Below are 13,117 nucleotides of genomic sequence, written 5' to 3' on the forward strand. Positions count from 1 at the left end.
ACTAAATATAGTTAGTCGATCAGCGAGACGCTTCTTTCCACAAATGCAGTCAGGTCTGCTCCCGAGAGCATGCCCTGCGACAAAAGCGCCAGATCGAATGCCTGCTTCGCCAGCCGTGCTTTCACTTCCTGATCGTCTGTATCGAGGATACGCTTGATGAGCTTATGATTACCGTTTACAGACACCTTGTAGTTATCCGGCAGGCTTCCGTAAAAGCCCATCATGCCTCCGCCCATCTTAGACATATCTTTCATCCTGCGCATGAATTCATCCATAGTAACGGTAACCGGCATTTCATCAGGACTCAGCCCCTCCACCTGTACATTCATTGTGCCGTTAGCGATTGTCTGTTCAAACAGGGTTTTTACAGACGCGCTCTGTTCTTCGCTTAACACACATTCAATCTTCACATCTTTTTCTATCAGCTTATCCAGCACATCGGAATCCACACGTTTCAATGCGGTGTTTTCCAGTTTTTGTTCCAATTGCGCAATGAAATGGTTGTCCAGCGGACCATTCATTGTCAGCACGTCATAGCTGCGCTTTTCCGCCTGTGTAATATAGGTATGCTGTCTGGCAGGATCATTGCTGTAAAGCCAGATCACTTTACCGGATTTGTCAGTCTGTTCTGCCTTTACTTTATCCGTGTATTCCGGCAGGGTAAAATACTGCTGATGCACGTTTTCAAGCAATGCAAACTCCTTAGCCTTATCGTAGAACTTCTCGTCTGAGATCATTCCGTACTTCACGAAGAGATTGACATCTTTCCACTTTTCCTCGAACGATTTACGATCAGCTTTAAACAGTTCCGAAAGCTTATCGGCAACCTTCTTAGTGATATAGTTGTTGATCTTTTTCACATTGCCGTCTGCCTGAAGGAAACTGCGTGATACGTTGAGCGGTATGTCCGGACTATCGATCACGCCGTGAAGCAGCATCAGGAATTCAGGGACGATATCTTTCACTTCATCGGTTATGAATACCTGACGACTGAACAGCTTGATCTTATTACGCTGCAGTTCGAGTTCGTTTTTCACCTTCGGGAAATACAATACCCCTGTAAGCGTGAATGGATAATCAACATTGAGGTGTATCCAGAACAGCGGTTCTTCAGAGAACGGATACAGTTCACGGTAGAAATTCAGGTAGTCTTCATCAGTAAGATCAGAAGGCGCTTTCGTCCAGATGGGACTGGTGTTGTTGATGATGTCGGGAACTTCCGTTTCGATGAACTTCGGTTTACCTTCCTCATCCTCACCGTCGGGTGTGCGCTCTGTACGCATACCGAATTGGATCGGCACCGGCAGGAACTGACCGTATTTCTTCAGTATCTCACGCAGGCGGTATTCTTCCAGGAACTCTTCACTCTCCGGATTGATATGCAGGATAATGTCTGTTCCCCTATTTGTACGGTCGCCTTCGGAGATCTCAAAAGAAGTGGAACCGTCGCAGATCCAGCGCGCAGCACTTGCTCCTTCGCGGTAAGAAAGTGTATTGATCTCCACTTTATCCGCCACCATAAATGCTGAATAAAAGCCCAGACCGAATTTACCGATGATCTCATTCGCATCTTTCGCTTCCCGGAACTGTTCCATGAATTCAGTAGCACCGGAAAATGCCACCTGATTGATATATTTCTTGATCTCCTCGGCCGTCATGCCAATACCCATGTCACTGATGGTGATGGTCTTAGCTTCTTTATCCACGGACACCTGCACCTTAAGGTCTCCGAGTGTACCATTGAATTCACCCAGGGAAGCAAGTCGTTTGATCTTCTGCGTAGCGTCGACAGCATTGGACACCAGCTCCCTCAGGAAAATTTCATTATCGGAATAAAGAAACTTTTTAATAATCGGGAAGATATTCTCCGTGTGAATTGAAATCGTACCTTTTTCCTGTATCATATACTTATATTGCTTTTTAATGATATACTGCCAGCAAGTTCCATACCAAAGCAAGCCTGAAAGACAAATTGACAGCAGGCAATTGACTTTGAACTGCGCGGGTAGCGTTTAACCTTAATTTTGACAGGTAATGAGACGACTCCGACTATTGCTGTTGCTTGCCTTCCTCAGCTTCTTATGCTGTATTCTTTCCTGGGGAAACGGGTCCGGGGGAGGAACATTCGCGCAACTTGAATATGGCATACTCGCGAGGGGTTTCCGGAAAGACCTGCTGCATCCGGCGCTCCTGATTCCTTTTGCCGGGCAGGTGCTGTTGTTGTATGCCATCTTCTGCCGCCGGCCCCGCTTTCTGCTCACCCTGTCAGCATTATTACTTTGCGGATTACTGGCCTTTTTCGTGCTGCTGATTAACCTGCTCAGTCATCACTGGATGGAAGCGGCGTCCACGCTGCCCTATCTCTCGCTGTCGCTTTATATACTACTGTCCCGTAAACAGCTATGGCGCGGCTAAGCTAGTCACTGTGTTAAAAAAGGACTGAAATCGGCTTTCAGGGCTTCATTCCCGGCAATGGCTTTTGTTGTTTAATTATCTTTAAACAAATCAGAAAGCTTGCTACAGTTCACGTCCAAAGGAATTTACTGCCCGGTGGCAGACATTTATATCGATCCATGGCGCCCCGTCGGAAAGGCCGTGATAACGCATGCCCACTCGGATCATGCGCGCTTCGGGATGGGCAGCTATTTGTGCTCTCCTCCCACGGCCCCGGTACTGAAACTCCGCCTTGGAAGCGATATACAGGTACAGACGGTGCCTTTCGGAACCATTATCGATATAAACGGCGTAAAGCTGAGTCTGCACCCTGCCGGTCATATATGGGGATCTGCACAGGTGCGACTCGAATACAAGGGTGAGGTTTGGGTAGTAAGCGGTGATTATAAACTGTCTCCCGACGGATGTTCCGAGCCGTTTGAATCGGTAAAATGCCACAGTTTTATCACAGAGTGCACGTTTGGCCTGCCGATATACCGTTTTCCTGAAGCGCAACTGGTACATGAAAATATCAATGAATGGTGGGAGCAGAACCGGCTTAACGGAAAAAATTCACTCCTGCTGACCTATTCGCTGGGGAAGGCGCAACGGGTGATCCGGCAATTAAACCCGGACATAGGGCCCATTTACACACATGGCGCGGTAGACAATATCAATCAGCTGTACCTCAGCCTGGACGGTAAGCTCCCGCCAACAACCAGGATCACACCGGATCTCTCGCGGAAAGACATCCGCGGTGCAATGATTGTTGCTCCGCCTTCCGTTGCAGGCAGCTCCTGGATGCGATCCCTGCAGCCGCTGGAATGGGGTATCTGCAGCGGCTGGATGCAGCTGAGGGGAGCCCGGCGCAGACGAGGTTCAGACAGGGGATTTGTCCTTTCCGACCATGCCGACTGGGATCAGTTGAACGAAGCAGTTAAAGCAAGCGGAGCGGAGAATATTTATGCCACGCACGGCTACAAATCAGCCTTCAGCCGCTGGCTCAATGAAGCATACGGGCTCAACGCAGTGGAACTCGAAACGGAATTCACCGGCGAATCGCTCGAGGAAAGCAATAACGATACAGGAAAAGACTATGAAGGGGTTTAGTACACTATACGAACGATTCGATCAGACGACAAAGACCAATGAAAAAATAGCCGCAATGCGCGATTACCTGATCGGGGCTCCGGCAGAGGACGCTGTGTGGGCCGTTGCGATTTTATCCGGCAGACGACCTAAGAGGGCTGTGAATACAGGCTTGTTATGGAAATGGCTATATGAACTTACCGAACTTCCTGCATGGCTGCTTGAAGAATCGTACCATGTAGCCGGAGATCTTGCAGAAACGATGAGCCTGTTACTTCCTCCGGCAGCCGATCATTCCGAAAAACCACTGCACACGATTATTAACGAACTGCAATCGCTGCATCAGGCATCGGAAGAAGAGAAGAAGACGTATGTAACGGGTATGTGGAACAGTCTCAGCGGCTCGTCCCTGTTCCTGTTCAACAAACTGCTCACGGGCGGATTCCGCGTAGGTGTTTCTGAGAAGATCATAATTAAGGCATTGGCACAGGTATATAAGCTCGATGAAAGTACAGTTGCACATCGCATCAGCGGTCAATGGAATCCTGCAGCAACAGACCTTGCCGCACTCATGTCTGAAGAGTACCATGGAACAGACCTTTCGAAGCCCTACCCTTTCTATCTCGCCTATCCGCTGGAGCAGGATTTTTCGGAATTGGGTGAGGTAAGCGACTGGATCGTTGAACGTAAATACGACGGCATAAGGGGTCAGATCATCGTCAGGGAAGGCAATCTGTTTATCTGGAGCCGTGGTGAAGATCTACTGACTGATAAATTTCCGGAGTTCCACGAACTTTCGAAACTACTTCCTTCCGGTACCGTTATCGACGGAGAAATATTGCCGGTGAAAGAAGATCTGATCCTCCCATTTCACGTGATGCAGACACGTATCGGTCGCAAACAGCTTACTAAAAAAGCCCTTTCGGATGCACCGCTGCAAATGATCTGCTACGATCTGCTCGAAGAAAACGGGAATGATATCCGCACACTGCCGCTACAGGAACGCCGGATGCGACTTTCCGCCCTGCTGGATCAGCTGCATGGAAGCGCACCTGGCATGCCCATGCAATTATCGCCGGATCTCGCCTGTGCGGATTGGGACACCGTTGCCGCAGAACGCGACCGCGCACGGGAAACATCTTCGGAAGGACTGATGCTGAAAAGACGCGACAGCGCGTATGGCACCGGCAGAAGAAAAGGTTCCTGGTGGAAGTGGAAAGTAGATCCGCTCACTATAGACGGCGTTATGATCTACGCCCAGAAAGGACATGGAAGAAGGGCAAATCTTTATACCGACTTCACATTCGCAGTATGGGACCAGGGAGACCTTGTACCTTTCTGTAAAGCTTACTCAGGGCTTACAGACAAAGAAATGTCGGAGGTGGATGCATGGATCAAAAAACACACGCTGAACAAATTCGGTCCGGTACGGGCTGTGGAACCCGAGTTGGTGTTTGAGATCGCATTCGAAGGCATTCAACCCTCTCCCCGGCATAAATCAGGCATTGCGTTGCGCTTCCCGCGGATTGCCCGCTGGCGCCTGGACAAAAGCGCCGCCGCCGCCAATACAAAAGAAGATTTACTGGCTATATTGCAACAACATGAGCAAAGCTGAACGATCCCATCCGATTGCGCTGGAATATTTCACACGCAATAACTGGCAGGCGCACGACTTCCAAAAAGCCTGCTGGGACGCTATTGCAAAGGGATATTCCGGCCTGCTGAACGCTCCTACCGGATTCGGGAAAACCCACGCGCTCTGGTTCGGAATACTGCAGCAGTATTTTGATCATCACAGAAATAACTCTGGCTTGCACTGCCTCTGGCTCACCCCGCTGCGCGCGCTTTCAAAAGAAATTTTCCGGGCCACACAACGCGTAAGCGATGAGCTGGGACTCGACTACAGCATAGGACTCAGAACGGGAGATACTACTGCGTCGGAGAAGGCAAAGCAAAGAAAAAAGCTGCCGAACGGTCTTATCAGCACTCCGGAAAGCCTGCACCTGATGCTTGCACAAAAAGGGTACCCGGAGCGGCTCGGAAGCGTACAAATCGTCGTCATTGACGAGTGGTATGAACTCGTGGGTTCGAAACGCGGTGTACAGGTAGCGCTCGCACTGACGCGTTTAAGAGCGCTGAACCCTGATCTGATGATATGGGGCATTTCCGCCACCATAGGCAACCTCGACGAAGCAATCGACATTCTGCTCGGCTCGAACCGGCAAAAATCAAAACTGATCAGTACGCCCCTGCACAAGCGTATAGAGATAGAGACGCTGATCCCCGAGAAAGTGGAAGAGTACCCCTGGGGCGGGCATCTTGGCGTGAAGATGCTGCCGAAAGTGTTACCGGTGATAGCCGCGAATCATTCAACGCTTATCTTCACCAACACCCGTTCTCAATGTGAAATCTGGTACCAGCGGCTGCTCGATGCGGAACCGGATCTTGCGGGTCAGATAGCGATTCATCACGGATCTCTGGGCGAAGACTTACGGCTGTGGGTGGAGGATGCGCTGCACGAAGGAAAACTGAAAGCAGTGGTATGCACCAGCAGTCTCGATCTTGGCGTGGATTTCCGGCCGGTGGATGCCGTAATCCAGATCGGTTCACCAAAAGGCATTGCACGATTTATGCAGCGCGCAGGCCGGAGCGGTCATCAGCCGGGCGCCTTGAGCAAGATCTACTTTGTACCTACGCACTCGCTTGAAATCGTTGAAGGAAGCGCATTGCGTACTGCCATTGCAGAAAACAGGATTGAACAGCGCATCCCATACATCCGCTCTTTTGACGTGCTGATCCAATATATGGTTACCCTTGCCGTATCGGAAGGTTTCGATGCAGACAGGCTGTACGATGAGGTCACGACTTGCTTCTGTTATCAGTCCGTTACACGCGAAGAATTCAACTGGTGCCTTGATTTCGTCGTACATGGCGGGAAACAACTGGGCAACTACGACGAGTTCCATAAGGTGGTGAAAGAGGATGGATTGTACCGCGTTACCAGCAAGCGCGTGGCTATGAGGCACCGCATGAGCATCGGTACCATTGTGAGCGACAATATGATGCAGGTGAAATTTCTTTCCGGCGGCAGGATCGGCTCTATTGAAGAGTGGTTTATTGCAAGGCTTAAACCGGGAGACAGCTTCTGGTTTGCGGGACGAAACCTCGAACTGGTGCGCATTAAAGACATGACTGCCTTCGTGCGCAAAAGCAATGCGAAAAAGGGTGTGTTCCCCTCTTGGGAAGGAGGCAAAATGCCTTTGTCGTCGCAGCTTACCGAAACCATACGCAACAAGATCGATCAGCACCGCACGAACGCCGCGCGCGATATCGAAATAGAGAAATTAAAACCGCTGTTCGAGGAGCAGGAAAAGCGCTCCCTGCTGCCGCATACCAATGACTTACTGATTGAAACAGCACGCAGTCAGGAAGGGTATCATTTATTTGTGTACCCGTTTGAGGGTCGGAATGTTCACGAAGGAATGGCCATGCTGTTTTCTTATCGTATCAGCCAGATACAGCCTATGAGCTTTTCCATTTCGATGAACGATTATGGATTCGAATTACTCAGCGATCAGGAAATACCGATCGCGGAAGCGTTGCAGCGCGGACTATTCAGCACAGACAATCTTTCGGCAGATATACAGCAGAGCGTGAATATCGCAGAAATGGCACGACGTCGCTTCAGGGATATCGCGCATATTGCCGGACTTATTTTCAGCGGTTATCCCGGAGAAGCTATCAAGACAAGGCATATACAGGCTTCCGCACAGTTGTTCTTTTCGGTATTTGAGGAACTGGAACGAAACAACCTGCTGCTGCAACAGGCTTTCGACGAAGTGATGACCTTCCAGATGGAAGAACAGCGACTGCGGAACGCTTTGCTCCGAATGCAGGAGCAACAGGCACAAATTGTAACGCTTCAGAAATTCAGCCCTTTCTGCTTCCCGATACTGACTGAACGGTTCAGGGAAAAATTCAGCAACGAAAAACTCGAAGACCGTATACGGAAAATGCTGAAGCACCTCGAAGAATAGTACCTTTGCGTTCCCTTATGCAGCTCTGCATCAACGACTATATCCTTACATTACTCCCGGAAAAAGCGATTTACATTCCCCATATGAAAGCGCTGGCCATCGCCGACGTGCACCTGGGTAAAGCGCGTCATTTCCGCAGGGAAGGACTGCCCATGCCGTTATCGGCACAGGACAACGACTACGAACGGCTTGCTGCATTAATCGACAAATACAGTCCGCAACAGGTATTGTTTCTGGGCGACCTTTTTCACAGTACTTTCAACAGGGATTGGGACAGTTTCCGCGCGCTGATTGAGCGCCATCAGCACCTGAATTTTGTATTGCTGCGCGGCAACCACGACATCATCGACCAACAGCTTTTTGAAACATTAGGCATTGAGGTACTGGATGCATTGTCAGAAGGGATATTCCTGTTCACTCATAAACCGGCCACAAACATTCCGGAAGGTTTTATCAACCTGTGCGGACATTTGCATCCGGGAGTGGTCCTGAACGGTCCCGCCCGCCAGCGTGTGAGACTGGCCTGCTTTTACAGGCAGGGAGCGCATTTCATCTTACCAGCCTTCGGAAGCCTCACGGGTCTGGCGATCATGGAGCAAAAGAAAGGAGACAGTGCATTTGGCATATTGCCGGAAACAGTATGCCGTCTGTTCTAATCCTCATAAAATAAACCGGCTGCTTCCTGTTCCTGATCCGCTAGCTGTAAACGGTGCATTTTAAAAGGGAAGCGTTCCACATGCTGGAAAATAAGATCCATCACATACCGGTTGCTCGGATACCGCTCTATGCGCTCACGCATTGATGCCGCATCGGAAAAAACTTCATCCTCATTCAGGTAAGTCATTCCGTACAACTGGCCGTTCTCCACCCATATACAACAACGTTCTTCGCGGTTGCGGCCTTTATCGAGTATATAAAACGAAGGAAGCTCAGAACGCATTGACGCGAGCGCTTCCACGACTTTTTCATTGTAAGAGGCAGAAGGTCCGTGGAAATCGCGCGCAGGAAGCTGCAATCCGTCCGGGTCCTGACAATGCCCGGCGCAATCACCCATCATGCACAATTCCGGACATAGACTGAATTCCCGGCACAGGCCCTGCAACATACGCAGCCCTTCTTCCTGGGATCCGAATTCATGCAGCGCCACATGACTTTTATTGTATTTACCTACCGCAAGCCGGCAATAGTCCTGACGATCCTCATAAAGAAACAAGCCGTACTTAGGTTCGTAACGCTTCAATGCGCGGTTGTATTTAGGCCAGCGCTTTTTGATTTCCGTTACTTCCACAATCAGTGCGGCAAGCTCTGTACCACAACGCTCAAAGGAAATACCACAGATATCCTGCAGAAACTGCTGCCTGCGCGCGCCGGTGTTATTTCCGGTAAAGTGTGAAGCAACACGCTTACGGATATTTTTTGCCTTACCCACATACACCACTTTGCCCTGCCGGTCGTGGAAAAAATACACACCCGGACAAGTGGGCAGCGCATCGAAATCTTTACGCGGAACATTAGGTGGCAACATCTGCTCTTTTGATCCGCGCTCCAGCATTTTCGGAATATCCCCTGCCGCATCCCATTGCAGCAAACGACCGAACAGGATAGCAGTTGCATCGGCATCTCCCCCTGCCCGGTGACGATTGGCAACTGTAATACCAAGCGTGTCGCATAATTTGCCGAGACTGTATGAAGGAAGCCCCGGACGTACTTTCCGGCTCATGCGCACTGTGCACAAACGCGGTGTGTTCAGCGTAAATCCTGCCTTGGACAACTCATGGCGTACAAAGGAATAATCGAAGTTCACACTGTGTGCGACAAACACGCAGGGTGCCAGCAGCTCAAACACATAAGGTGCAATTTCGCGGAACGAAGGTGCGTCCGCCAGCATGGCATCATTGATACCGGTGAGGGACTGAATAAAATAAGGGATCGAATGGCCCGGATTCACAAGTGTCTCATACCGGTTCACCACTTCTTTTCCATCATGAATCACAATAGCGATCTCCGTGATACCACAACCGGCAGCATAAGAACCTGTCGTTTCAATATCCACTATCGCATATAAGCCGGCCATTTTGATGATACTATTATAATCAGAGGAGTATGAGAAAGTTACGCCTTTTTGAGTGAACAATTTTCAGCAATTGCTAAAAAAATGCTGTAATAAATATAAAAACATCAGAAAATCCTGTAAACAACATCAGTCCTTCGTTTTGCACTTTTGTATCAAATCTTATATGTTATGAGACGCTTCAACCTAAAAGAGTTTCGCTCAGAAAGAAACCTCACACAAAAGCAACTGATCGCCAAAACCGGCATTCCGAACGTGACCATCACACAGATAGAGAATGGGCACAAATCACTGAGTAAAGAATTACGCAAGCGTATCTTCGATGCGTTCCAGGTAGACGAACGACTGTATGTTGCCTGATATTAAAGTTTACGGAAGCTATATCCTATGCTTATTTGCAAAATATGGGAATTCTGTAAACTTTTATGGGAATTATGTAAATCGATAGTTCGCATCGTTAACTATCTTCGATTAGCAACCAATTAAAATGATGTGGCCTATTGACGATTAACGCTACTCATTAGTAACGATATAAAATGAATACTCAGGTAACGCAGTTATTGCCGTTGTGCAATAACTGCTCCCTGTAAGATGTTTTTAATGGTGATGATTTGGTGAAAGGGGCCGCCTGTTTCCACAGGCAGCCTTTATTTTTTTTTATCGATCTTTACGAAACGGAAGCGCGCCGCATCTTTACAGACACGGCGCGCTCTTTATTAAAAATGGAATAGTTACAGGTGAATTGCCTCGCCCAATGCTACCTCGATAGCATCTTTAACAGCCTCACTCATGGTAGGATGCGGGAAGATCACATCCAGTTGCTCATGGTAGGTAGTCTCCAGCTTACGGGAAGCAACTGTCTGCGCAATGATCTCGGTTACGTTTGCACCGATCATGTGTGTACCGAGCCATTCGCCGTATTTTGCATCAAACACCACTTTTACGAAGCCTTCGGATGCTCCGGCCGCGCTTGCCTTTCCGCTCGCACTGAACGGGAACTTACCTACTTTCACTTCATAACCCGCCTCACGCGCCTGCTTTTCAGTCATACCAACGGACGCGATCTCCGGTGTACAATAAGTACATCCCGGAACGTTTCCGTAATCCAGTGCTTCAGGTACGTGTCCGAATTTACCTTCTTTATTGGCAATAGCTTCAATACAGATAACCGCTTCTTTCATCGCCACGTGTGCCAGCGCCTGACCAGGAACGATGTCGCCGATCGCGTAAATACCTTCAACATTTGTTTTGTAATAAGGGTCAACTGTAACGCGGCCTTTATCTGTTTTGATATTGAGGGCTTCCAATCCGATATTTTCGATATTGGTGCTCACGCCCGCTGCACTCAGCAGGATATCTGCTTCCAGAACCACTTCTCCGCTTGCGGTTTTCACGGTAGCTTTAACGCCCGCTCCGCTTGTATCGGCTTTCTCCACAGAAGAAGAAGTCATTACCGTGATTCCTTTCTTTTTGAAAGATTTTTCCAGTTCTTTGGAGATATCTGCATCTTCAACGGGAACAATACGATCCATAAACTCAACGATTGTAACCTGAACACCCAGTGAACTGTAGAAGTAAGCGAATTCCACCCCGATGGCACCACTACCTACAACGATCATTGATTTCGGTTGTTTAGGCAGCGTCATCGCTTCGCGGTATCCGATAATTTTCTTTCCGTCGATAGGCAGCGAAGGCAGTTCACGACTGCGTGCGCCTGTAGCCAGTACGATATGCTTTGCTGTATAAGCAGTGGTTTTACCATCTGCTGCAGTTACTTCGAGTTCTTTTTTTGCATTCAGTTTTCCAAAGCCGTTGATCACATCGATCTTGTTCTTTTTCATCAGGAACTGAATACCCTTGCTCATTTTATCGGCTACACCACGGCTACGCTTGATGATCGCTTCAAAGTCGTGTTTAACGCCGTCTACAGAAACCCCGTAATCCTGAGCATGATGCACATAGTCCAGCACCTGCGCCGACTTCAACAGGGCTTTCGTGGGAATACATCCCCAGTTCAGACAGATACCACCCAGGCTCTCTCTTTCAACAATAGCAGTTTTGAAACCTAATTGGGCAGCGCGAATGGCGGCAACATAACCACCGGGACCGCTTCCTACTACGATAACATCATAAGACATAATATGCTGTGATTTTATTTAGAGTTTTTGTTTGATGTGCGCACAAAAGTAGCCAAAATATCGACATTCCCACATTCATTTTGCTAACGGTACTGAAGATATATACGCCACCCGGCTGCGCAGAATATTGTCGCAAATATTACAGAATCAGTTTATTCTTTTTGCTTTTGTTTTCTACCGGAAGATTCATACGACTTTTGCGCATAAAGAACAGCAACGTAAACAAAGCACATGCGCTCAGGATGATAACGCAAAGCGAAACGTTAACCGGGTAGTCCTGGATAAAAAAGGTAATACCGATAATCACCAGGCTGCAGAGGGAAAGAATAATCACAGTCTTCATATGCGAATAACCGAGATCAAGCAGGTAATGGTGCAGATGCGTACGATCTGCCTGGAATGGTGAACGACCTTTCATAAGGCGCGTACCGAATACACGGAAAGTGTCGAAAACAGGAATAAACAGTAAGGAAAGCGCACCAAGCAGCACACCGCGCGGACTGTGGAACAATACATTTCCTTCGAAATGCTTTACTTTCTGAGTAAGCACGACAGACAAAACCGCAATGACAAAACCGATCACAAGCGAACCGGAATCACCCATAAAGATGCGGGCAGGCTGATAGTTGAACCGGAGAAAGCCGATAATCGCTCCCATTAAAGCAAAGGAGATAATCGCAGGACTGTAATTATGGGTTGTGGCAAAAGCCAAACCCAGGAAGAATGTGCAGATAACCGCTATAGAACCCGCAAGCCCGTCAATGCCGTCAATCAGGTTAAAGGCATTGCTGATAAAAGTACAACCTACCACAGTAAGCAGCACGCTGAGCCAGTAAGGCATTTCATAAATTCCGAAAAAACCATGCAGGTGCTCAAGGCGGAAATCTGCCAGCATCACCACAATCATGGAGGCCGTGATCTGCGCGATCAGCTTCTTGGAAGGATTCACATTAATCAGATCGTCCTTGATACCGGTAAGAAATAATATGAGCGACGCGGCAAGTACATAATTCCATTGCGTGAATTCAGCAGAATTGATAAGCAGTGAAGAGATAACAGAGAAGCCCAGAAAAATACCAATGCCACCAAGGTTCGGAATGACTTCTTTATGGATTTTCCGGTCGCTGTCCGGCTGATCCAGCAATTTCTTTTTTTTGCTGATGTATATAATCCTGGGAATCGCACTTACACAGAGGGCCATAGATAGGATTACGGCCGCAATATATAAATAGACAGAATGTTGGTTTTGTAGAAATCCACTCATATTGGTTCAAGCCGCTAAACAGCCCAGGGAGAATTTTAACAAAGATAGTTGTATAAAATGCTTTTACAAGCAATACAGCAAAATT

Annotated in this window: 10 protein-coding genes; 6 read left to right on the forward strand and 4 right to left on the reverse strand. The window is 48.4% G+C overall.

Translation table 11 applies throughout. The features are described 5' to 3' along the window. Nucleotides 1–11: 11 nt before the first annotated feature. A complete protein-coding gene (gene htpG / locus ABD846_RS10025) occupies nucleotides 12–1,904 on the reverse strand; it encodes a molecular chaperone HtpG (RefSeq protein WP_344826109.1) in 1,893 nt (630 codons plus the stop codon). A 130-nt stretch (nucleotides 1,905–2,034) separates the two neighbouring features. Between htpG and ABD846_RS10030 the strand changes: the two genes are divergently transcribed. From ABD846_RS10030 to pdeM, 5 genes are all read left to right on the forward strand, one after another. Next, nucleotides 2,035–2,415 carry a hypothetical protein gene (locus tag ABD846_RS10030; RefSeq protein ID WP_344826112.1) on the forward strand — a complete coding sequence of 127 codons (381 nt, stop codon included), beginning with the start codon at nucleotides 2,035–2,037 and terminating at the stop codon, nucleotides 2,413–2,415. A 99-nt stretch (nucleotides 2,416–2,514) separates the two neighbouring features. Further along, nucleotides 2,515–3,543 carry a ligase-associated DNA damage response exonuclease gene (locus ABD846_RS10035; RefSeq protein ID WP_344826114.1) on the forward strand — a complete coding sequence of 343 codons (1,029 nt, stop codon included), beginning with the start codon at nucleotides 2,515–2,517 and terminating at the stop codon, nucleotides 3,541–3,543. Further along, the gene (locus tag ABD846_RS10040) at nucleotides 3,530–5,137 is read left to right on the forward strand and encodes an ATP-dependent DNA ligase (RefSeq protein WP_344826117.1); all 1,608 of its coding nucleotides are present in this window, start codon (nucleotides 3,530–3,532) and stop codon (nucleotides 5,135–5,137) included. Before ABD846_RS10035 ends, ABD846_RS10040 begins: the two co-directional genes overlap by 14 nt. After that, entirely contained in the window at nucleotides 5,124–7,559 is a 2,436-nt protein-coding gene (locus ABD846_RS10045) for a ligase-associated DNA damage response DEXH box helicase (protein WP_344826121.1), read from the forward strand. The genes ABD846_RS10040 and ABD846_RS10045 overlap by 14 nt, the downstream gene beginning before the upstream one ends. Nucleotides 7,560–7,564: 5 nt before the next feature. After that, complete coding sequence (pdeM, locus tag ABD846_RS10050; RefSeq protein ID WP_344826124.1) at nucleotides 7,565–8,215, forward strand: ligase-associated DNA damage response endonuclease PdeM; 651 nt, start codon at nucleotides 7,565–7,567, stop codon at nucleotides 8,213–8,215. On the opposite strand, the gene ABD846_RS10055 is transcribed toward pdeM, so the two are convergent. Next, entirely contained in the window at nucleotides 8,212–9,633 is a 1,422-nt protein-coding gene (locus ABD846_RS10055; RefSeq protein ID WP_344826127.1) for an exonuclease domain-containing protein, read from the reverse strand. The two genes, pdeM and ABD846_RS10055, sit on opposite strands and share 4 nt — an antisense overlap. Before the next feature lie 168 nt (nucleotides 9,634–9,801). Between ABD846_RS10055 and ABD846_RS10060 the strand changes: the two genes are divergently transcribed. Then, a complete protein-coding gene (locus ABD846_RS10060; RefSeq protein ID WP_344826130.1) occupies nucleotides 9,802–9,990 on the forward strand; it encodes a helix-turn-helix domain-containing protein in 189 nt (62 codons plus the stop codon). 371 nt (nucleotides 9,991–10,361) lie between these two features. Here ABD846_RS10060 and lpdA read toward each other — a convergent pair whose 3' ends face one another. Next, nucleotides 10,362–11,768, reverse strand: coding sequence for a dihydrolipoyl dehydrogenase (lpdA, locus tag ABD846_RS10065; RefSeq protein ID WP_344826133.1), 1,407 nt, complete (start codon nucleotides 11,766–11,768; stop codon nucleotides 10,362–10,364). A gap of 139 nt (nucleotides 11,769–11,907) precedes the next feature. Beyond that, entirely contained in the window at nucleotides 11,908–12,969 is a 1,062-nt protein-coding gene (locus ABD846_RS10070; RefSeq protein WP_344826137.1) for an MraY family glycosyltransferase, read from the reverse strand. Nucleotides 12,970–13,117: the final 148 nt, after the last annotated feature.

The sequence above is a fragment of the Rurimicrobium arvi genome (assembly GCF_039540495.1).
Classification (GTDB): Bacteria; Bacteroidota; Bacteroidia; order Chitinophagales; family Chitinophagaceae; genus Rurimicrobium; species Rurimicrobium arvi.

Bases quoted from the DNA above. Each gene is read 5' to 3' on its own strand.
- ABD846_RS10055 (WP_344826127.1), bottom strand. From the start codon at position 9,633: ATGGCCGGCTTATATGCGATAGTGGATATTGAAACGACAGGTTCTTAT.
- ABD846_RS10040 (WP_344826117.1), top strand. From the start codon at position 3,530: ATGAAGGGGTTTAGTACACTATACGAACGATTCGATCAGACGACAAAG.
- htpG (WP_344826109.1), bottom strand. From the start codon at position 1,904: ATGATACAGGAAAAAGGTACGATTTCAATTCACACGGAGAATATCTTC.
- ABD846_RS10070 (WP_344826137.1), bottom strand. From the start codon at position 12,969: ATGGCCCTCTGTGTAAGTGCGATTCCCAGGATTATATACATCAGCAAA.
- lpdA (WP_344826133.1), bottom strand. From the start codon at position 11,768: ATGTCTTATGATGTTATCGTAGTAGGAAGCGGTCCCGGTGGTTATGTT.
- ABD846_RS10030 (WP_344826112.1), top strand. From the start codon at position 2,035: ATGAGACGACTCCGACTATTGCTGTTGCTTGCCTTCCTCAGCTTCTTA.
- ABD846_RS10045 (WP_344826121.1), top strand. From the start codon at position 5,124: ATGAGCAAAGCTGAACGATCCCATCCGATTGCGCTGGAATATTTCACA.
- ABD846_RS10060 (WP_344826130.1), top strand. From the start codon at position 9,802: ATGAGACGCTTCAACCTAAAAGAGTTTCGCTCAGAAAGAAACCTCACA.